The following is a 20,396-nucleotide window of genomic DNA, read 5'->3' on the forward strand; positions in this document are numbered from 1 at the left end:
CCGTGGGGAGCCGGAACCCCTCGCTTTGTGCTTGGAGCGGGGGCAGGGGGCGGAGCTTATCCGGGCTGCTTGGCCGCTGGTGTCCGCCGTGGCGGAGGATTGCGTGGCTAGCTGTCCCGGCGCGAGTGTGGTTGCTGCTAGAAGACGCCCGTCATGCCGCTGAATTAGAATAGTCCCGTCGTGACGCTGACGCAGAGTAGGTCCGTTTTGTTGCCGACGTAGAGTTTGCCGGTCGTCCCGCTGACGCGGAGCAGGCCTGTCATGACGCTAACGTGGACCACTCCCGTCATGCCGCTAACTTTGAGTAGGCCCGTCCTATTGTTGACGTAGGTTGGCCCCTCGTGCCGCTGACGCGTAGGCCTGTCATGCCGCTGACGTGGACTAGGCCCGTCACACCGCTGACGGTGAGGAGGCCCGTCATGCCGCTGACATGGAATAGACCCGTTGCGTCGCTGGAGGCGAGTCAGCCCCTTCAAGTTCAGCCCCTCGCAGAGCCGCACGGTCGCACGAGGGACTGAGGAACACTCAGTTCGACGCCGGAGCCGGGGTCGAAGCACCCGGGGCCGGAGCGGTCGTCGTGGCCGGCGCCGCAGCCGCAGGCGCCGCCGCCGCAGGCGCCGCCGCCGCAGGGGCCGCCGCCGGCGCCGCAGCCGCAGCCGCAGGCGCCGCCGCCAGCTTCTCGTCAATCTTCGCCTTCAGCTCTTCCCAAGGGCCGTTCTGCACCTTCTCACCGCCGATGATGAAGGTCGGCGTGCCCTCGATCTTGTCGGCCACGGCGTTCTGCTGGTAGGTCGCCACAAGGCTCTCGACCTTGGTCTGATCGGCCCAGCAGGCGTCGATCTGCTCGCCCGTCATGCCCGCCTTGGCCCCGATCTTCTTGAGGTTCGCGGTCATCTCGTCGCCGGTCTTGGCCGACAGCCAGTCCTTCTGCTCGTCCATCAGCATCGCGCCGATCGGGTAGTATTTCTCGTCCCCGCCGCAGCGGGCGAGGATGCCGGCCCACAGGCCCACCTCGTCGAAATACACGTCGCGCTGGGCGAAGCGGACCTTGCCGGTGTCGATGTATTCGGCCTTGAGCTTGGGGAACACGTCGCGGTGGAAAGCCGCGCAATGGCTGCAGGTGAAGCTCGCATATTCATAGATCGTGACCGGCGCGGTCTCGGACCCGAGGTAGAGGTCGGGCAGGATCGCCGGGGCGGCCGGCGCCGCCGGGGCGGCGGCCGGGGCAGGGGTCGCGGCCGGGGCCGCCGCGGGGGCAGCCTGCTGGGCCACGGCCGGCAGGGCCAGCCCCGCGACGGTGGCGAGCGCGGCGGCAGAGGCGAGGCGGCGGAGGGTGGTCGTCATGGAATGGCCTTTCGGTCAGGAGAAACGGTGATCTTTGGCCCGCGCCTTGCGCCCGGCGCGATTCAGCGCCAGCGCCTGCATGGCCTGCGCCAGCGCGGGATCGTCGAAGCGCCCGGCCACGCGCACCGCCGCGGCGGTCGCCTCGGGCGAGGGGGCGGGTTCGGGTGGGGCGGGATGAAACGCCGCCTGCGCCTCGGCGAAACCCTGCGCGGCGGTCTGGGTCACGGTGATCCGGGCGATGGCGTTGAAGCCGTAGACCGCGTTCACCCGGTCGCGGATCTGCGGCAGCTGCATCTGCACCAGCGGCGCCTGCGGCCCGTCGGTCAGCAGGGTGAGGGTGGCCCCGAAGGCGCGGCCGTGGCTGACCTTGACTGGCCGGGTGGCGGCGGCGAGCGCGGGGCCGACGATCTCGGGCCAGTGGGTCAGAAGCCGCGCGACCGCGAAGCCGCGCGCCTCGGCGCCCTGCCGCAGCTGCGGCGCGACGAGGCTCGCCGCCGGCTCGAATCCGCGCATCCGCCGCCGGGGCGGGGCATCGGGATCACTCGAGGGGCGGCGCTTGGCCATGGGGGCTCGCGGTTGGGTCGTGCCGGTCCAATCTGGACCCGGACGCCGCGGGATGCCAGACCACGGCGGATGACGGGGGACGCAAACTTGCGTGACGACGGGACGGGCGGCGCCATCGCGGCGGCGCTGCTGGACTGGTACGACCGCCACGCCCGCGACCTGCCGTGGCGGGCGCCGCCGGGGACGCCCGCGATGGACCCCTATCGCGTCTGGCTGTCCGAGGTGATGCTGCAGCAGACCACGGTGGCCGCGGTGCGCGGCTATTTCGAGCGCTTCACCGCGTGCTGGCCCACAGTCCAGGCACTCGCCGCCGCCGACGAGGCCGAGGTCATGGCCGCCTGGGCGGGCCTCGGCTACTACGCCCGCGCCCGCAACCTGATCGCCTGCGCCCGCGCGGTGGCCGCGGCGGGCGGATTTCCGACGACGCGCGAGGGGCTGGCCGGCCTCCCCGGCGTCGGCCCCTACACCTCGGCCGCCATCGCCGCGATCGCCTTTGACCGGCCCGAGACGGTGGTGGACGGCAACGTCGAGCGCGTCGTCGCCCGCCTCTTCGCCGTCCAGACCCCGCTGCCGGCCGCGAAACGCGAGCTGACGGCGCTGGCCGCGACCCTGACGCCAACGCAGCGGCCGGGCGATTTCGCCCAGGCGATGATGGACCTCGGCGCCACGATCTGCACCCCGCGCAGCCCCGCCTGCGGCATCTGCCCGCTGATCCACGCCTGCGCCGCCCGCGCCGCCGGAATCGCGGCCGAGCTGCCCCGCCGCGCCCCCAAGACCGCCCGCCCGCGGCGCGAAGGCGTGGCGTGGGTGGCGCTTTCGCCCGAGGCGGTGCTGCTCGAACGGCGGCCCCAGCGCGGGCTGCTGGGCGGGACTCTGGCCTTCCCCTCGAGCGGCTGGGACGGCTCGGATCACCCGCCGCCCCTCGCGGCGGACTGGGACGAGCGGGGCGAGGTGCGCCACGTCTTCACCCATTTCGAGCTGCGGCTGCGGGTGCTGACCGCGCCGCTCTCCGGCAATCCGACGCGGGGCGAGCTCGTGCCGCGGGCCGGGTTCGACCCCGGGGCGCTGCCGGGGCTGATGCGCAAGGTGTGGGCGCTGGCGGGCTAGCGCAGCGCCTCGCGGGCGAACCACAGCGAGCCGAGGCCCGAGGCGGTGATGACCGCCAGCCCCGCCAGAGCCAGCGGGTCGGGCAGGGCGCCGAACGCCAGCCAACCCATCACGGCGGCCGAGATAAGTTGCAGATAGACCATCGGCGCGACCACGCTCGCCGGCACCTGCCGGCTGATCCGCACGATCAGATAGTTGCCCGCCGCCGACCCCAGCGCGCTCACCACAATTAGCGCGAGCCGCCCCGGCGTCGGCTGCCCGAGCAGGCTGCCCGCGTGCCACAGCCCCGTCGGGGCCAGCACCACCGAGCCCCAGAACAGCTGCGAGAACAGCATCGCCCCCGGACGGTAGCGCCCCGCGAAGCGGCGCGTCAGCACGAGGTACAGGCCGTACATCCCGCCCGCGAACAGGGCGAAAACGATCCCGAAGCGGAAGTTGAGCCCCGGCTGCACCACCATCAGCACGCCCACGAACCCCAACCCCATGAGTGCACCGCGCGCGAGGTCGGAGCGCTCGCCCAGCATCAGCAGCGACAGGACATAGGCGATCACCGGGCCGATGAAGAAGGCGCCGTAGACGTCGGCGATCGGCTCGGTCCGCAGCGCGGTCAGGATCGAGGCGATCCCCGCCGCGATCACCGCGCCCCGCAGCGCCAGCCCGGGGTGCATCGCCAGCCGCAGGTTGGCGCCCAGCGGGCCCAGCACTGGCGCCAGCAGCAGCAGCGCCAGCAGGAACCGCGCCCAGGCGATGAGGAACGGGTGGACGCCGAGCCCGCCCAAAGCCTTGCCCGCGGTGTCGCCGGCCACGACCAGCGTGACCGCAAGGAACATCGCCGCCGCGACCGCGACGAGCCGCGGCCCTCCGACGGTCACCGGCGCGGGAGGGATCGTGCCGCTCAGGCCCCGAGGCACCAGCGCATCACCGCCTTCTGCGCGTGCAGCCGGTTCTCGGCCTCGTCCCAGATGACGCTCGCCGGGCCGTCCATCACCTCGGACGTCACCTCGTCCTCGCGGTGCGCGGGCAGGCAGTGCATGAACAGCGCGTCGGGCTTGGCCCGCGCCATCAGCCCCGCGTTGACCTGATAGCCGCGCAGCTGGTTGTGGCGCCGCTCCTTGGCGGACTGGGGGTCGTGCATCGACACCCAGGTATCGGTCACCACGAGGTCCGCGCCCTCGACCGCGCGGGCCGGGTCGCGCTCGATCTCGGCCCTGACCCCCTGGGCGCGGGCGAAGTCGAGCCACTCCGCCTCGGGGTCGAGCGGCGGCGGCCCGGTGAAGGTGAAGTCGAAGCCGAACTGCCCCGCCGCCTGGATCATCGAGGCGCAGACGTTGTTGCCATCGCCCGACCACACCACCTTGCGCCCGGCGATCGGGCCGCGATGCTCCTCGAAGGTCATCACGTCGGCCATGATCTGGCAGGGGTGGGTGCGGTTCGTGAGCCCGTTGATCACCGGCACGTCGGCGTATTCGGCCATCTCGTGCAGCGTCGCCTCCTCGAACGTGCGGATCATGATCATGTCGACGTAGCGCGACAGCACCCGGGCGGTGTCGGCGATCGTCTCGCCGTGGCCGAGCTGCATCTCCTGCCCAGAGAGCACCATGGTCTGCCCGCCCATCTGCCGCACGCCCAGGTCGAAGCTGACGCGGGTGCGGGTCGAGGGCTTCTCGAAGATCAGCGCCACCATGCGGTTCTTGAGCGGCTGCTCGGCGTCGGGCGTGCCCTTGGGGGCGCCGTTGCGGGCGTCCTTCATGGCGCGGGCGCTGTCGATGATGGCCCGCAGGTCGGACTTGGGGGTGGTGTGGATGTCGAGGAAACTGGTCATGTCATGGTCCTGAAACGGCGAGAACGAGGGGCGGCGAAGCGGCGGCCTCTCGTCGGTGGGCGCGCTCGGCCCGCTCGGACCCCGCGCCCGGCCGGGCGGGCAGGACACAGGTCCGGCCAGCGGCGGGGCAAGCGTGGGTCAAGGGCGGCAACGGCGGCGACATGATCGCGGCACTTCATCGTCCCGCGCGGGCAGGGTCAACCCCCCGGCCGGGCCAACGAGCGTGGAAAGCCTGCCCGAAGCGGGGGAACCGGCCCCGGCCCCGCCCGTTCGATCCCCGACAACTTCACGACCGGATGACGGAGGCACGGGTGGCGCACGAGATTTTTGACAAGGCGGTGGATGCGGGGCAGCGGCTGCGCGACGACTGCGATGCGGCGGGCAGCGTGCTCGACGATCCCCGCGCGGCGGTCTCGCCCGAAGCAGCGCTGGCGCGGCTGACCGAGGGCAATGCCCGCTACGTCGCCGGCGCCTCGCGCGGGGCCGACCACGCCGCCGGCCGGGTCGAGCGCGCCAAGGGACAGGCGCCCTTCGCCGCGCTGGTCAGCTGCGCCGACAGCCGGGTGGCGCCGGAGTTGGCCTTCGACGAGCCGCCCGGGGCGCTGTTCGTCTGCCGGCTGGCGGGAAACCTCGTCAACGCCGATGTGCTGGCCAGCCTCGAATATGCGGTGACGTTTCTCGGCACCTCGCTGATCGTGGTGCTCGGCCATTCGGGCTGCGGCGCGGTCGATGCCGCGATCAAGGTGGCCGAGACCGCCGAGGTGCTGCCCGGCAATCTCGACCAGATGGCGGTCTCGATCCTGCCCGCCGTCACCCGCGCGCAGCGCGCCGGTCATGGCGACGCCACGGCGCTGCTCGACGCGGTGATCGCCGAGAACGCGCGGCTCTCGGCGCAACGGATCACCTCGCGCTCGGCCACGCTGGCCGAGGCGGTCGAGGCCGGGCGACTCGCGGTCCGGGCGGCGGTCTATGAGATCGCGTCGGGCGAGGTCCGGTTCATCGACTAGACCGGAGCGTTAGCTTCTGGCCTGAATACCCGGCCGCGGCCGCCCTCAGCCGCCGCGGGTCGGCCGGTCGAACACCTTGCGGCCCATCAGCGAGCCCACCAGATCGACCATCATCCGCGCCGTCCGCCCGCGCTCGTCCAGGAACGGGTTCAGCTCGACCAGGTCCAGCGAGGTCATCAGCCCGCTCTCGTGGATCAGCTCGCAGACCAGATGCGCCTCGCGGAACGTGGCGCCGCCGGGCACCGTGGTCCCGACCGCCGGCGCCACCGAGGGATCGAGGAAATCGACGTCAAGGCTGACGTGCAGCATCCCGTTGGCCGCCGCCACCCGGTCCAGAAAGGCGCGCATCGGCACCGCAAAGCCGTATTCGTCCAGCACCCGCATGTCGTTCACCACGATGTCGGTCTGCGCGAGCGCCGTGTGCTCGGCCGGATCGACCGAGCGGATGCCGAAGAGGCAGATGTTGGCCTCGGGCACCGGCGCCGGGAAGGGTGGGAAGGCGTCGAACCCCGGCCGTCCGGCGAGATAGCCCAGCGGCGTCCCGTGCAGGTTGCCGCTCTCGGTCGTCTCGACGCTGTGGATGTCGGAATGGGCGTCGAGCCACAGCACGAAGAGCGGCCGCCCGGCGGCCGCGGCATGGGCGGCGACCCCCGCCACCGTCCCCAGCGACAGCGAATGGTCGCCGCCGAGGAAGATCGGCAGCCCCCCCGCCATCGCCGCCTCGGCCCATTGCGCCAGAACGCGGGTCCAGGCGAGCGTCTCGGGCAGGTGATGGACGGCGGGGTTGGCGGTCGTCTCGCGGCCCACGTCGCTCAGCGTGACATCGCCCTGATCCTCGACCGTGTGCCCCAGCGCCTCGAGCGTCGCCGCGAGCCCCGCGACGCGATAGGCGGCCGGTCCCATGAGACAGCCGGGGCGGGTCTGGCCGCTGTCCACCGGGGCGCCGATGAGGATGCAGTGGGTGTTGGGGCGGCTCATGGGGCCTCGCTGGGGGATGGGTTGACCGGGGCGAGGCTAGCGCGCCCGCGCCGGGCTGGCCAGCCGGGCGCGCGCGGGGGCTGCTTGCGGCGGCAGCCGCGAAGCCGGTATGCTGTCGGCCCCCGTCACCCGAACGCGGAGCGGGCTGTCAGTCTGTGAAGGATCAGCTCTCATGGCCGTCAAGGCGAAGTGCATCGTGACCAACAGCGAGGAAGGTCGCGGCGCCTATGCGATCCGCGTCGACAACGACGAATCGCTCTACATCCCCCAACGCATTGCCGAAGCTCTGGAAATCGAAGAATTCGACGAGCTCGAGGCGATCCTTGTGCGCAACGACCGCGACGAGCCGCCGTGGCGCGCCATCCGCGTCCGCCCCGCGGCCGAGGCCGACCGGGCAACGCCGGAGGCAGGCCCGCCCGAGGCGTGAGGCAGGCCGCACGAGGGGGAATCGGCCGTCGTCTGACTGCCGGTTCCGCGCCTAGTCCCCGACCGTGTCGGGCACACCCATGATATATTCGTGATAGCTGATCGCGTCGTCGATCCTGTCGAAGACGCTGATCTGCCCCCGGTCGAGCACCGCCCCCATCGTGCAGAGGCGCCGGACCATCGGCATCGAGTGGCTGACCACCACGGCCGAGGCGTTCTGCACCCGGTCCATGAACACCCGCTGGGATTTCTCGCGGAAGTCCGAGTCGCCGACGCTCGTGACCTCGTCCACCAGATAAGTGTCGAAGTCGATGCCCATGCTGCAGCCCATCGCCAGACGCGAGCGCATCCCCGAGGAGTAGCTGCCGAACGGCAGGTGGTAGCTCGGCCCGAGCCCGGCGAAGTCGTCGACGTAGTCCACCAGCTCGTCGGTATCGACGCCGTAGATGCGGGCGACAAAGCGCACGTTCTGTGCCCCGGTCAGGTCGGTATGGAAGCTGCCGGCGAACCCCACCGGCCACGAGATCGTCCCGTCCGAGACGATGCGCCCCGAGGTCGGCATCGCGGTCCCCGCGATCATCCTGAGCAGGGTCGACTTCCCCGCCCCGTTCCGGCCCAGAAGCGCCACCGACGCGCCGGTCGGAAACACCGCGTTCAGCCGGTCGGCGACGAGGTTCCGGCGGCCGTCGGTGTAATAGATCTTGGTCAGGTTCTCGAGCCGGATCACCGCGCGCCCCCGGGTCAGGACCGCCTCAGCGGCGGTCCCTGACGCTGTAATAGACGAGGATCATGATCGACCACAGCACCAGCGCCAGCGCCGCCCCCATGCCCATCAGCCACGGCCGGTTCGGCTCGACCGAGCGTTCGGCCGCGGTGGGCGAGATGTGGGCGGCAAGGTAGCGCGTCTGCCGCTGGGCCGAGGCGAGCGCCGCCTCATGCGCGACCCGCGCGGTCTGGTGGGCGCCCTCGGCGAACTCGAGGTCCACCTTGAGCCGCTCGTAGTCGGCCATGAGCTGCGCGTAATTCTGTCCCTCGGCCGACTCGTCGCCGCCGAACTTGGACCGCTCCGCCTCGATCTGCCCCTCGAGCGAGGCGATGCGCCGCTCGGCCTGGATCAGCCGCTGGTCGCCGGCGCGGGCGTTCTGCTTGAGTGTGTCATAGGCGACGCGCGCCTCGGCCAACTGGCCCTGCAGCGCGGTCATCACCGACATCTGCGCGCCGAGGTCGATGGTCGGATCGACGATGCGGGTGCGGACGCGGAAGGCGGTCATCGCCTGGCGCGCCTCGGTCAGGACGCCGCGGGCCTTTTCCAGCTCGACTTCGGACTGCTTGGTAGCATCGATCCGCGCCTGATCCGAGAGCGCGTTCACGACCTTCTCGCTCTCGACGAAGATCTCGTCGGCCAGCGCCTTGGCGTCCTCGGGCGAGAAGGCGGCGGTACGGACGGTGATGATGCCCGAGTTGTCGTCGTAGTAGAGCTTGACCTGGCGGTGCCAGTAATCGGTCAGGTCCTCGATCGTGCCCGAGGGGTCGAAGGCGAACAGGAAATCCTGCGGCCACGGGCGCGAGAACATCCCGCGGATGTCCAGCGCCTTGTCGGCGCGGCTCACGAGGTCGGGCGAGCGGATGAACTCGTAGAGGATGTCGGTGTCGGACGCGGTGCTCGACGCCTTGGCGCCGAAGATGCCGCCGAACATGTCCATCGGCGAGCCGCCCTCTTCGCGGCGGACCGAGAAGCCGACGGTCGAGGTGTACTGGTCCACCGCCCGGGTCCAGAGGTACCAGCCCCAGAGCGCGCTGGGGATGATCACGAACATGATGAAGCTGACGACCAGCATCCAGTGCCGCCGGCGCGGGGCGGCTGCGGCCGCCGGGGGGCGCATGGCGGCCGCCGGCGGGGCGCCCGGCGGCAGCGCGGGCGGCGGGGCCGCTGGGCGAGGGGCCGGCGGCGACGCGGCCGGCCGAGCGACGGCAGGCGGCTGGGCCGCAGGCTGCGCCGCGGGCGCGAGGCCCTGAGCGCGCGCTGCGGCGGCGGCTGTGGCGGCGTCGGCCGGGGTCAGCTTGCCCGGTGTGGGCTGCGGTGCGGGCTGAGGTGCCGGGCGCGGCGCCGCTTGAGCGCCAGCCGCGGCAGCGCCCGGCGCGGGGCCGGGCGAGGCTGGCTTGGGCGCCGCAGGCTGAGCGGCGGCAGGCTTGGCCGCGGCCTCGGGCTGTGCGGCCGCAGGCTTGGGCGCCGCCGCCGGCTGAGCGGCGGCAGGCTGGGCCGGGGTGGGCTGCGGCGCGGCAGGCGTTGCCGGCGCAGGCTGGGCCGGCCCGGTCGGGCGCGGGGCGGCCGCCGAGAACACCGTCTCGCCGCGACCGGGCGAGGGCGTCTCGGCGGGCGTCGCGGGGGCAGATGTCGAGGGGGCAGGCGCCGCCGGCGCCGCGGCACCAGGATTGCCTGATGCGGCGGGTTGGGCCGGGGCCGCGGGGCCGCCCGCTTGCGGCGGAACGGCCGCGCGGGCTTGTGACGAGTCGTTGGCCATCCGGGCTTTCGCTGGTTCCAATTTCGGCGCAGTTGTTACATAGCCCTGCGTCACAAGACCAGCCTTGCCGGTAGGATGACACACCAGCCCACCCTTCCCGCGGCGCGCCCGGCGGTTCCGCCGCCCGCGGCGGCCGTCGCGGCCCCGTCCGCCCGCCCCGACACCGCCGCGAATCGCCCCGTCGGGCGCGCGCGTCCTGCGGGCAACGGGCTGTTCCGCATGGCGCGCACCGTCGTCGCGCTGATGCTGCGTGAGATTTCAACGACCTACGGGCGCTCGCCCGGCGGCTATGTCTGGGCGCTGGCCGACCCGATCCTCGGGATCACCCTGCTCACGATCGTGTTCCAGGGCGCCATGGGCCACACGCGGCCGCTGATCGGGACGAACTTCCCGCTGTTCTACGCCAGCGGCTACCTCGTCTTTCAGATGTATCACGACATCGCGAACAAGGTGGCGACCAGCCTGCGCTTTTCGCGCCCGCTGCTGGCCTATCCGGCCGTCACCTTCGTCGATGCGCTGCTCGCCCGCCTGATCCTGAACGTCGCGACTCACCTCGTGGTGGTCGTCGTGGTGATCGGCGGCATCGCGCTGATCTACGACCTGCCGCTGGTGATGGACGTGGGCACGGTGTTGCACGCGCTGGGGCTGACGGCGCTGTTCGCCGCGGGCCTCGGGACGCTCAACTGCTTCCTGATGATGCGCTTCCCGGTGTGGGAGCGCGCCTGGTCGATCCTCAGCCGGCCGCTCTTCCTGATGTCGGGGGTGTTCTACACCTACGAACTCATGCCCAACATCGTGCGCGACGTGCTGTGGTGGAACCCGGTGCTGCACCTGATCGGGCTGATGCGGCGGGGGATCTACGTGGTCTACCCGGCCGACTACGTCAGCGAACGCTACGTCGTCACCGTCTCGCTGATCCTGCTGGCCAGCGGGCTGCTGCTGATCTGGAGGCGCTACCGCGACCTGCTCGAGATGGTCTGAGGCGCGGTCAGTCGCGCCCCAGCCCGTCGATGATGGCGCGCAGCGTGGCGATGCCGCGGCCCTTCTCGGACGAGGTCACCACCAGCTCGGGATAGGCGGCCGGGTGCTTCTGCAGCTCGGCCTCGATCTGGGCGAGGGTCTGGGTCAGCGTGCCGCTGCCGATCTTGTCGGCCTTGGTAACGACGACCTGGAACGGCACCGCCGAGCGGTCGAGTAGGGTCATGATCTCGTGATCGACAGGCTTCACCCCGTGGCGCGCGTCGATCAGCGCGAAGGCCCGGCGCAGGTTCGGGCGCCCGGCGAGATACGCCTTGAGCAGCGCCTGCCACTTGGCCACCACCGGCAGCGGCGCCTGGGCGTAGCCGTAGCCCGGCAGGTCGACGAGGTAGCTGTGCTCGCCAAGCGCGAAGAAGTTGATCTCTTGCGTCCGGCCCGGGGTATTGGAGGCCCGCGCGATCCCCTTGCGCCCGGTCAGCGCGTTGATGAGGCTCGACTTTCCGACGTTCGAGCGGCCCGCGAAGCAGACCTCGGGGCGGTCGGCCGGGGGCAGGCCATCCATCGCCACGACGCCCTTGACGAACTCGACCGGGCCCGCAAACAGCAGCCGGCCGGCCTCGGCGGCGGCCTCGGACGGCTCGGGGGCAGGGGGGAACGCGACCTTCACAGGACCTCCACCGGATCGCCGGGGCGGATGGTGCCGCCCTGTCGCACCTCGGCATAGATGCCGAAGTCGCTGTGATCGAACAGCCGTTCCAGATCGGCCGGCATGTCGCCGTCCAGATGGCCCGTGTCGGTGTCGGCGCTGGTGGCGGCGCAGCGGCCGATGCGCTCGGTCAGCTTCAGCTCGACCTCGCCGATGCGGATGCGGTTGAGCCGCAGGTCACGCTCGGCATAGGGCGCCCAGCCGTCGATCCACAGGTTGCCGCGCCAGCGGTCGCGCCCGAGCGGGCGGCCGAGCTGCCCCTCGAGCGCGGCGAGCGAGCTGAGCGACAGGATCGACACCCACGGCTGCTTGACGTCGGTCAGCGCCTGCGTGCTGCGCTCCTCGGTTGCGTCCGGTTCGACCTCGACCAGACGGGCGGGCGGGGCCTTGCCGCTGTCGGCCCAGAGCGGCGCGACCCAGACGGCCAGCGCCTCGGGCTCGGCCATCGGATCGAAGCGCAGGTCGGGCAGGTCCGGGTGGGTCAGGTACAGCGCCGCGCCGTCCCAGCCGCCCTTCACCGCCTGCAACGGCGCCGCCGCCGCGCCGCGGACGAAGGCCGACTTGGGCAACCACTTCCGCAGCCTGCCGCCGTCGAGATGGTGCAGCGCCGCCTGATGCAGCACCGCGAAGCGGCGGTCGCCGGGCAGGGCCGCGCGCGGGGTCAGGGCGGCCTCGGCCAGCGTCTCGCCCCCGATCGACTTGACCGGGAAGCGGTGGATGCTGGCCAGCCGCGCGGTCATTTCCGCTTGAGCCGCAGGCTGTCGCGCACGTTGCCGAACAGCTGCGGCGGGTGCCCGTGCATCGACATGATGGTGTACTGCTGGACGATGGTGATCAGGTTGTTGGTGATCCAGTAGAGCACCAGACCCGAGGCGAAGCCGCCGAGCATGAACATGAACACCCACGGCATCCAGGCGAAGATCATCTTCTGCGCCGGGTCGGTGGGGGCGGGGTTCAGCTTCTGCTGCAGCCACATGGTGATGCCGAGCACGATCGCCAAGAGCGGCAGGCTGATCGAGTGCAGCATCGTGCCCTGCGCCGGCGGCATGAACGGCAACAGGCCGAACAGGTTCAGCAGCGACGAGGGGTCGGGCGCCGACAGGTCACGGATCCAGCCCACCCACGGCGCATGCCGCAGTTCCAGCGTGACGAAGATCACCTTGTAGAGCGAGAAGAAGATTGGGATCTGCAGCAGCATCGGCAGGCAGCCGGCGGCCGGGTTGACCTTCTGGCTCTTGTAAAGCGCCATCACCTCTTGCTGGTACTTCATCTTGTCGTCGCCGGTGCGGGCCTTGATCGCCTCCATTTCCGGCTGCAGTTCGCGCATCCGGGCCATCGAGACATAGGATTTCCGCGCCAGCGGGAACACCAGCAGCTTCAGCACGAAGGTCAGGGCAATGATCGACCAGCCCATGTTGCCGATCATCCCGTTCAGCCAGTGCAGGACGCGGAAGATCGGCTTGGTCAGGAAATAGAACCAGCCCCAGTCGATCGAATCGACGAAGCGGTCGATGTTCTTGGTCTGCTGGTAGTGGTTGATGGTTTCCCATTCCTTGGCGCCGGCGAACAGGTAGCTGGCCGAGGACAGGACGGTGCCGGGCGCCACGGTCTGTACCGGCAGGCGGGTCTCGGTCTGGAAGATGTCGGCGCCGGGGGCGTATTTCACCACCGAGGTGAAGGCCTGGCCGGGGGCCGGGATCAGCGTGGTCATCCAGTACTTGTCGGTGAAGCCGATCCAGCCGTTGTTCGTGACCTGCGCGACCTGGGCCGGGCCCTCGCCCGCGACCGGGTCGAACTTGACCATGTCCTTGTACTTCACCTCGACCAGCTTGCCGTCGCTCATGCCGACGGCGCCCTCGTGCAGGACGAAGAAGTTCTGGGTGTCGGGTTTGCCGTGCCGGGCGAGGATCCCGTAGGGAGCGGCGGCGAAGGGGGTGGCGGCGGTGTTCTCGACCGTCTGGGTGACGGTGAACAGGAACTTGTCGTCCAGCTCGAACACGCGGCGGAAGATCTGGCCCGCGCCGTTGTCCCAGACCAGCGTCACCGGCTGGCCGGGGGCGAGCGTGGCGCCGCTTTCGACGGCCCAGGTGGTGGCCGGGCTCGGCACCAGCGCCGGGTCGACGCCGGGGCCGGGCATCCAGCCGTAGACGGCGTAATAGGGCTTCTGCACCACGACCGTCGGGTCTGCGCCGGGGGCGGCGGGCGTGCCCTCGGTCACGACGCGGGGCTGGGCGGTGGGCGAGAGCAGCCGCACGAAGGGCGAGGCGGGGTCCAGCGTCTCGCGGTAGCCGGTCAGCAGCAGGTCGTCGATCCGCCCGCCGGCGAGCGAGATCGAGCCCTTGAGCGCGGGCGATTCGATGGCGACGCGAGGGGCGGTCAGCACCGGGTCGTCGGCCGAGCCGATCAGCGTCGGGCTGGGGGCGGTCGTCGCGGCCGGGGCGCCGGGCGGCACCGCGGCGTGGGTCGCGTCGGGGGTTCCGGGGGCGGTGGCGGTCGTGGTCGCGGCGGGCGGGGCCTCGGGCACCGGCGGGGCGAAGAAGGCATACCATCCGAGCATCACCAGGGCCGACAGCACCATGGCGAGGATCAGGTTGCGGTTGTTGTCGTCCATCCGACGGGACCCCGGTTCGTTCTGGCAAATACGCGGTGCTTTGACCGGACCCCCCTGCAAAGGTCAAGCGGATTGCGTGGAGGGGGGCGCCGGACCGGGGCGCTGCCCCGGACCCCGGGATATTTGGGTCCAGCCCGAGGCGGGTGCGATCCGAGCTGGTGACCGGCGGCCGAGCACGGGCCGCGGGCCGCGGCCGCTGGGGCAGGAGCAGCGTGCGGTGTGTGGGAAGGGGTGGGCGTGCCGGCCACGGGCGCCGCGGACCGGCTGCAGGGGTGGGTGCTGCGTCAGGGGCCGGTGGTGGTTTGCTTGTGGCAAGGCACGGCGGACGCGCCGGCCCTGCGGTGCGCCCGGATCGGGGTGGCCCCCGAGGTCATCAGGCCCGAGGGGCGGCGCGGCGGGCCAGCGACCGGGTGGCTGGGCTGCCGCTCAACTGAAGGGGTCCGACGCGGCCAGCGGGCAACTGGGCTCAGATCGGCGTGACCACCCGCGTGTCATAAAGCCTCGCCACATCCTCCGACCGGCACAGCTCGGTCGCGGGCGTCATGCAGGCGGCGGAGGCGCAGGCGGCCGCCAGCCCCAGCGCCTCGGGCGCCGCCATCCCGCGCGCCACCGCGAGCGTGTAGCCCGCCACGAAGCTGTCGCCGGCCCCGACCTTGCTCACGATCTCGACCCGGTGCGCCTCGGCGTGCCAGCGCCCCTCGGGCCCGGCGAGGATATTGCCGTCCGCGCCCCGCGCCACGATCACCGTCCGCGCCGCCCCCGAGGCGGCGAGCGCCGCGGCGAAATCGGCGGTCTCGGCGCGGGTGGCAAGCGGGCGGCCCGCCAGCCCCTCGGCCTCGGGCCCGTCCATCCTGAGGACCGCGACCGGCCCGCCGGTCCCCGCCGCCACCGCCGCCAGCGCAGCCCCCGAGGTGTCCACGAACAGCCGCACGGCGCCCACCCCGGTCCCGTCGCCCTGCCGCGCCAGCCGCGCGCCCAGCCTCGCCGCGAATTCGGCCGGCACGCCGGGCGGGTTCGACCCCGACAGCACCACGATCCCGCCGGGCGAGGCCGCCGCCGCGATGCTGTCGAGCGCCAGCCCGACCTCGGGCGCGCCCCAGTCCGGGCCGGGCAGCACGAAGCGGAACTGCGCCCCGCTGCCGCGATCGGTCACTGACAGCGACTGCCGCGTCTCGCCCGGCGCGTCGAGGCGCAGCATCGCCAGCCCCTCGGCCCGCATCAGGTCGCAGAGCCGCGCCCCCGTGCCGCCCCCCAGCGCCACCAGCGCCGTCGAGCGCCCGCCCATCCGGGCGATGGCGCGGCTGACGTTGATCCCCCCGCCGCCCGGATCGACCTGCGGCGCCTCGCAGCGCAGCTTCAGCTCGGGCACCACCGCCTCGGCCGAGGTGGCCACGTCCAGCGCCGGGTTCAGCGTCACCGTCAGGATCGGCGCCTGCCCCCCGGCGCCCGCGGGGATCATTCCCACCATCGGTCGATCCGGGCGATGTCGTCGTCCGACCAGCCGAAGTGATGCGCGAACTCGTGCACCACCACGTGACCCACCAGCGCCCCCAGCGTCACGTCGCCCCGGTCGGCCCACTCATCGAGGATCGCCCGGCGGTAGAGATACACGGTGTCCGGAAAATGCTGCGGCTCGGAGGGGGATTTCTCGGTCAGCGGCACCCCGTCGTAAAGCCCGGTCAGCTCGAGCGGGTCGTCGATCTCGAGCTCGTCGAGCACCTCTTCGCCCGCGAACTCCTCGACCCGCAGGATCACGTCCTGGGCGTGGCCGGCAAACTCGACCGGCAACCCGGCCAGCACCTCGCGGGCCAGCGATTCGATCTCGGCCGTGGTCGGCGCGGCGCGGTCGGTCCAGTCGGTCATCTCACTCTCCAAACCCTTGCCGGGGCCGATATGGACATAAATCGCGCGCTGTGAAAGAGCGGGCAGATCAAGGAGACGCCGATGACCACCACCCGTTTCGCGCCCTCGCCGACCGGCCATATCCACGTCGGCAACCTGCGGACCGCGCTGATGAACTGGCTGATCGCGCGCAAGGCGGGCGGCACCTTCATCCTGCGGCTCGATGACACCGACCGCGAGCGGTCGAAGCAGGAATACGCCGACGGCATCCAGCGCGACCTGGAATGGCTGGGGCTGACCTGGGACCGGATCGAGCGGCAGTCCGACCGGCTGGACCGCTATGCCGAGGCGGCCGAGGGGCTGCGCGCGGCCGGGCGCCTCTACGAGGTGTTCGAGACCCCGACCGAGCTGGACCTCAAGCGCAAGAAGCTGCTGAACATGGGCCGCCCGCCGGTCTATGACCGCGCCGGGCTGGGCCTGACCGAGGCGCAGAAGGAGGCGCTGAGGGCCGAGGGGCGCGAGGGCTACTGGCGCTTCCGCCTCGACCAGCAGCGGATAGAGTGGCCCGACGGGATCATCGGCGACGTGTCGATCGACGCGGCCTCGGTCAGCGACCCGGTGCTGATCCGCGCCGACGGGCAGGTGCTCTATACCTTCGCCTCGTCCGTCGATGACGTGGACATGGGCGTGACCGACATCGTGCGCGGCGCCGACCACGTCACCAACACCGCGACGCAGATCCAGATCATCGAGGCGCTCGGCGGCACCCCGCCGCGATTCGCCCACCACAGCCTCCTGACCGGCCCGCAGGGCGAGGAGCTGTCCAAGCGCCTCGGCACGCTGAGCCTGCGCGACCTGCGCGAGCGCGGCGTGGCGCCGGAGGCGTTGCTGAGCCTGATGGCGCGCCTCGGCTCGAACCAGCCGGTCGAGCTGCGGCTGTCGCTGGACGAGCTGGCCGAGGGCTTCGACCTCGCGCAGTTCGGGGCGAGCCCGACCAAGTTCGACGCCGAGGACCTGTGGCCGCTGACCCGCGAGCGCAACCAGAACCTGCCGCTGTCCGCGGTGGCCGACCGCCTGGCGGCGCTGGGCGTGCCGGACGAATTGGCCCCAGCGGTGTGGGAGGTGGCGCGTCACAACATCACCCGGCTCGACGAGGTTGAGGGCTGGTGGACGCTGATGCGCGACGGCGCCGATCCGGTGATCGACCCCGAGGATGCGGAGTTCGTGGCCCAAGCGCTCGCCCTGCTGCCGCCGCGGCCTTGGACGGCGGCGACCTGGGGCGAATGGACCGGGGCGGTCAAGGCCGCAACGGGTCGCAAGGGGAAGGGCCTGTTCATGCCGCTGCGCAAGGCGCTGACGGGCATGGACCACGGCCCCGAGATGGCCGCGCTGATGCCGCTGCTGCAGGTCGTACGCGCGGGCTGACGCGCCGCGGGCGCGGGCCGGGGGCTTGGTGACGTCGCAGCGGCCCGGTTGACGCGATCCGCCCAATCGCCGTAGCGGGGGCGGCAGACGCGCCCGCGCGCGGGCACAGCCGGGAGAGGGCCGATGGAGTTCGACCGCCGCATCAGGATCGCCCCGTCGATCCTCAGCGCCGATTTTGCCGATTTTGGCCGCGAGATCGCGGCCATCGAGGCGCACGGGGCCGACTGGGTCCACGTCGATGTGATGGACGGGCATTTCGTCCCTAACCTCACCTTCGGGCCGCCCGCGGTGCGGGCGTTTCGCAAGCACGTCACGACCTTCATGGACGTGCACCTGATGATCGCCCCGGTCGATCCCTACATCGAGGCCTATGCCGAGGCCGGCGCCGAGATGATTGTGGCCCACGTCGAGGCCGGGCCGCACATCCACCGTACCCTGCAGGCGATCCGCGCCACCGGGGCCAAGGCAGGGGTCGCGCTCAACCCCGGCACGTCGCCCGAGGCGGTGGGCTATGCTCTTGACCTCTGCGACATGGTGCTGGTGATGAGCGTCAACCCGGGGTTCGGGGGGCAGAAGTTCATCCCCTCGTCGGTCGAGAAGATCGCCCGCCTGCGCGAGATGATCGGCGAACGGCCGATCCACATCCAGGTGGACGGCGGGATCGACCCGGTGACGGCGCCGCTGGTGGCGGCGGCGGGGGCGGATGTGCTGGTCGCGGGGTCGGCGGTGTTCAAGGGCGGCTCGGTCGCAACGCCCGAGGTCTACGGCCGCGCCATCCGCGCCATCCGCGAGGCGGCCGAGGCGGCGGTGCGCTAGTCGCGCTGAAACGGTGGTGCCTGGCGCGCCGAGGCGGTGATGCCGGGCGCGCCGAGACGGTGGTGCCGGGCGCGCCGAGGCGGTGATGCCGGGCGCGCCGAGGCGGTGATGCCGGGCGCGCCGAGGCGGTGATGCCGGGCGCGCCTGGGAAGCGGTGAACTCGTCGCGCCAAGACGGTTGTGCCAAGCGCATCGAGGAAGCAGCCCGTCAGTTGCGGTTCGCTGGTCGTGCTGAACGTTGGTGCCGGGCGCGCTGAGGGAGCGGTGCGCTTGTCGCAGCGAGACGGCGGTGCAAAAGTGCCGACGCCGAACGGCCCTGCGCTAGTCGTGCCGAACCACAGTGCGAGGCGCGTCGAGTCAACTGCCCGCTGGTCTCGCTAAGGCGGCGGTGCGGACCTCGCGCCGCAACGTTGGCGCTAGACCTCCCGAGGCAGCGTCCAGCTAGTTGCGCCGGGGCGGCGGGGCGCGGGTCGTGCCGAACGGTGGTGCCGGGCGCGTCGAGTGAGCGGTGCGCGCGTCGCACCCGGACGGTGCTGCCAAGCGCGTCGAGGCAGCGCCCCGCTAGTCGCGCCGAGGCGGCGGTACGCCTGTTGCGCCGCGACCGTGGCGCCAGACGGCGAGCGGCAGCGCTAAACGCACCGCCACCTCGCTCCTACCCCCGCGCGGTCGCGGCCTGCGGGGTGCGCCACGGCGGCGAGATGGTCGGTGCGCCGAAGTAGAACCCCTGCAGGCAGTCGATCCCGAGGTTGATGAGGAAGGCCGCGTCGTCGGCGGTCTCGACCTGTTCGGCGACGGTGAACATGTCGAAATGCCGGGCGATGGACATCAGCGCCTCGGTCAGCACCTGATTGTCGCGCTGGGCCGAGATCTGGCGGATGAACTGGCCGTCGATCTTGATCAGGTCAAAGGCGAACTCGCGCAGGTAGCGGAACGAGGTGTAGCCGGCGCCGAAATCGTCCAGCGCAAAGCTGATGCCGCGGGACTGCAGGTCCTGCATGAACGGCCGCACCTCGTCGGCGAGCCCCATGGCCGAGCTTTCGGTGATCTCGAGGATCAGCCGCTCGGCAACGCTGTGATCCTGCGCCAGCCCCTGCTCGAGCGTACGCATCCAGTCCGGATAACCCACGGAACGTGCTGACATGTTCACCGAAAGCCGCAGCGCCGGCTGTTCGGCCAGTGACCGCAGGCCGATCGAGAGCGACAGGCAGTCGATGCGGCGGCCCAGCTCGCTCAGCTCGGCCAGCGGCATGAAATCGCGCAGCGGGACGAAGCGCCCGGTCTCGTCGATGATGCGGATCAGCCCCTCGTAGAAGGCCGGGCGGGTCGGCCGGTCCGAGGGCACGATGGGCTGGAAGGCCAGCACCGCATCGCCGCGTTCGACCGCGCCGCGGACCGTGGACATCGTCAGGCGCGACTGCCGGTCGGCGGCGAAATCCAGCGGAGAGGAGGTGCCGTCCAGCACGATCTGATCAGGGTCGGGGGTCATGTCAGCCTCTTGGAATCGCCTTGGTCGTCAATAGACACAGGATGCGCTAACAGACCGTGAACTTCGCCCGCCTTTTCGCCGGAGGGTTAACGCGGTGACACCCGAACGCTGCCCCTGGTGCGGGACCGATCCGCTGTACCAGGCCTATCACGACGACGAGTGGGGGGTGCCCGAGACCGACCCGCAGGCGCTGTGGGAGAAGCTGGTGCTGGACGGATTCCAGGCCGGGCTGAGCTGGATCACCATCTTGAAAAAGCGCGACAATTTCCGCGCGGCCTTCGACGGCTTCGACCCCGCTCGGGTGGCCCGCTGGGGCGAGGCCGAGGTGGCGCGGGCGCTGGCCGATCCGGGCATCGTGCGCCACCGCGGCAAGATCGAGGCGACCGTCGCGGGGGCGCGAAAATACCTCGAATTGGAGGAAAGATCCGGCGGATTCGCGGGGTTTCTGTGGGGATTCGTGGACGGGAAGCCGATCCGGAATGCCTGGCGCGGCCCGGCCGAGGTGCCGACCGAGACGGCGGAATCGCGGGCGATGGCAAGGGCGCTGAAGGCCGAGGGGTTCCGGTTCTGCGGGCCGGTCATCTCGTATGCGTTCATGCAGGCGACGGGGATGGTCAACGACCACCTCGTGACCTGCCACCGGCATCAACCCGTGGCCGCGCTTGGGAAAACCGCCATGCACAGGTGATGCAGCGTTCCTGCACCGTTCATGCACAGTTCATGCGAACGCCATGCAGCCGGCGCAGGGCTCGGCCCCGCTCCC

At 71.4% G+C, this 20,396-nt stretch carries 20 protein-coding genes; 7 read left to right on the forward strand and 13 right to left on the reverse strand.

Going from position 1 to position 20,396, the window contains the following annotated elements; translation table 11 throughout:
* Positions 1-525: 525 nt before the first annotated feature.
* Together HGN31_RS10530 and HGN31_RS10535 are read right to left on the reverse strand one after the other, a co-directional pair.
* Positions 526-1,344 (reverse strand): DsbA family protein, encoded by an 819-nt coding sequence (locus HGN31_RS10530; protein WP_168783148.1) that lies wholly within the window; start codon positions 1,342-1,344, stop codon positions 526-528.
* A gap of 15 nt (positions 1,345-1,359) precedes the next feature.
* A complete protein-coding gene (locus HGN31_RS10535) occupies positions 1,360-1,857 on the reverse strand; it encodes a DUF721 domain-containing protein (protein ID WP_052175119.1) in 498 nt (165 codons plus the stop codon).
* Between the two features lie 120 nt (positions 1,858-1,977).
* Here HGN31_RS10535 and mutY point away from each other — a divergent pair, with 120 nt between their 5' ends.
* On the forward strand, positions 1,978-3,015 hold the full coding sequence (gene mutY / locus HGN31_RS10540; protein WP_168783149.1) for an A/G-specific adenine glycosylase: 1,038 nt from the start codon (positions 1,978-1,980) through the stop codon (positions 3,013-3,015).
* Here the strand turns inward: mutY and HGN31_RS10545 are convergent.
* Together HGN31_RS10545 and argF are read right to left on the reverse strand one after the other, a co-directional pair.
* A complete protein-coding gene (locus HGN31_RS10545; protein ID WP_244960973.1) occupies positions 3,012-3,926 on the reverse strand; it encodes a DMT family transporter in 915 nt (304 codons plus the stop codon). The two genes, mutY and HGN31_RS10545, sit on opposite strands and share 4 nt — an antisense overlap.
* Positions 3,911-4,837: an ornithine carbamoyltransferase gene (gene argF, locus HGN31_RS10550; protein WP_168783150.1), complete on the reverse strand. Its 927-nt coding sequence runs from the start codon at positions 4,835-4,837 to the stop codon at positions 3,911-3,913. The genes HGN31_RS10545 and argF overlap by 16 nt, the downstream gene beginning before the upstream one ends.
* A gap of 311 nt (positions 4,838-5,148) precedes the next feature.
* Here argF and HGN31_RS10555 point away from each other — a divergent pair, with 311 nt between their 5' ends.
* Positions 5,149-5,844, forward strand: a complete 696-nt coding sequence (locus HGN31_RS10555) for a carbonic anhydrase (protein WP_168783151.1) — start codon at positions 5,149-5,151, stop codon at positions 5,842-5,844.
* A 45-nt stretch (positions 5,845-5,889) separates the two neighbouring features.
* Here HGN31_RS10555 and rocF read toward each other — a convergent pair whose 3' ends face one another.
* Positions 5,890-6,822, reverse strand: a complete 933-nt coding sequence (gene rocF / locus HGN31_RS10560) for an arginase (protein WP_036711713.1) — start codon at positions 6,820-6,822, stop codon at positions 5,890-5,892.
* Positions 6,823-6,994: 172 nt separating this feature from the next.
* On the opposite strand from rocF, the gene HGN31_RS10565 reads away from it, so the two are divergent.
* Positions 6,995-7,249 (forward strand): hypothetical protein, encoded by a 255-nt coding sequence (locus HGN31_RS10565; protein WP_168783152.1) that lies wholly within the window; start codon positions 6,995-6,997, stop codon positions 7,247-7,249.
* Positions 7,250-7,300: 51 nt separating this feature from the next.
* Here the strand turns inward: HGN31_RS10565 and HGN31_RS10570 are convergent, their stop codons facing one another.
* Together HGN31_RS10570 and HGN31_RS10575 are read right to left on the reverse strand one after the other, a co-directional pair.
* Complete coding sequence (locus HGN31_RS10570; protein ID WP_036733183.1) at positions 7,301-7,975, reverse strand: ABC transporter ATP-binding protein; 675 nt, start codon at positions 7,973-7,975, stop codon at positions 7,301-7,303.
* A 25-nt stretch (positions 7,976-8,000) separates the two neighbouring features.
* Positions 8,001-9,131, reverse strand: coding sequence for a KpsE/RkpR family capsule polysaccharide export protein (locus tag HGN31_RS10575; RefSeq protein ID WP_036733214.1), 1,131 nt, complete (start codon positions 9,129-9,131; stop codon positions 8,001-8,003).
* Between the two features lie 858 nt (positions 9,132-9,989).
* Here HGN31_RS10575 and HGN31_RS10580 point away from each other — a divergent pair.
* Positions 9,990-10,751 carry an ABC transporter permease gene (locus HGN31_RS10580; protein ID WP_052172127.1) on the forward strand — a complete coding sequence of 254 codons (762 nt, stop codon included), beginning with the start codon at positions 9,990-9,992 and terminating at the stop codon, positions 10,749-10,751.
* A 7-nt stretch (positions 10,752-10,758) separates the two neighbouring features.
* Here HGN31_RS10580 and yihA read toward each other — a convergent pair whose 3' ends face one another.
* From yihA to HGN31_RS10605, 5 genes are all read right to left on the reverse strand, one after another.
* Positions 10,759-11,415: a ribosome biogenesis GTP-binding protein YihA/YsxC gene (gene yihA, locus HGN31_RS10585; protein ID WP_036705450.1), complete on the reverse strand. Its 657-nt coding sequence runs from the start codon at positions 11,413-11,415 to the stop codon at positions 10,759-10,761.
* A complete protein-coding gene (locus tag HGN31_RS10590; RefSeq protein ID WP_168783153.1) occupies positions 11,412-12,194 on the reverse strand; it encodes an MOSC domain-containing protein in 783 nt (260 codons plus the stop codon). Before HGN31_RS10590 ends, yihA begins: the two co-directional genes overlap by 4 nt.
* A complete protein-coding gene (gene yidC, locus HGN31_RS10595) occupies positions 12,191-14,065 on the reverse strand; it encodes a membrane protein insertase YidC (protein WP_168783154.1) in 1,875 nt (624 codons plus the stop codon). Before yidC ends, HGN31_RS10590 begins: the two co-directional genes overlap by 4 nt.
* Before the next feature lie 466 nt (positions 14,066-14,531).
* Entirely contained in the window at positions 14,532-15,524 is a 993-nt protein-coding gene (locus tag HGN31_RS10600) for a 1-phosphofructokinase family hexose kinase (protein ID WP_168783155.1), read from the reverse strand.
* Positions 15,521-15,928, reverse strand: coding sequence for a metallopeptidase family protein (locus tag HGN31_RS10605; protein ID WP_036735199.1), 408 nt, complete (start codon positions 15,926-15,928; stop codon positions 15,521-15,523). Before HGN31_RS10605 ends, HGN31_RS10600 begins: the two co-directional genes overlap by 4 nt.
* A gap of 81 nt (positions 15,929-16,009) precedes the next feature.
* On the opposite strand from HGN31_RS10605, the gene gltX reads away from it, so the two are divergent.
* Both gltX and rpe read left to right on the forward strand, forming a co-directional pair.
* The gene (gltX, locus tag HGN31_RS10610) at positions 16,010-17,332 is read left to right on the forward strand and encodes a glutamate--tRNA ligase (protein ID WP_168783156.1); all 1,323 of its coding nucleotides are present in this window, start codon (positions 16,010-16,012) and stop codon (positions 17,330-17,332) included.
* 123 nt (positions 17,333-17,455) lie between these two features.
* Positions 17,456-18,148, forward strand: coding sequence for a ribulose-phosphate 3-epimerase (rpe, locus tag HGN31_RS10615; protein ID WP_168783157.1), 693 nt, complete (start codon positions 17,456-17,458; stop codon positions 18,146-18,148).
* Between the two features lie 651 nt (positions 18,149-18,799).
* Here the strand turns inward: rpe and HGN31_RS10620 are convergent.
* Complete coding sequence (locus tag HGN31_RS10620) at positions 18,800-19,633, reverse strand: EAL domain-containing protein (RefSeq protein ID WP_168783158.1); 834 nt, start codon at positions 19,631-19,633, stop codon at positions 18,800-18,802.
* A 94-nt stretch (positions 19,634-19,727) separates the two neighbouring features.
* Here HGN31_RS10620 and HGN31_RS10625 point away from each other — a divergent pair, with 94 nt between their 5' ends.
* Positions 19,728-20,321 (forward strand): DNA-3-methyladenine glycosylase I, encoded by a 594-nt coding sequence (locus HGN31_RS10625; RefSeq protein WP_168783159.1) that lies wholly within the window; start codon positions 19,728-19,730, stop codon positions 20,319-20,321.
* Positions 20,322-20,396 lie beyond the last annotated feature (75 nt).

The organism is Paracoccus sanguinis, assembly GCF_012689545.1.
Taxonomy (GTDB): Bacteria; Pseudomonadota; Alphaproteobacteria; order Rhodobacterales; family Rhodobacteraceae; genus Paracoccus; species Paracoccus panacisoli.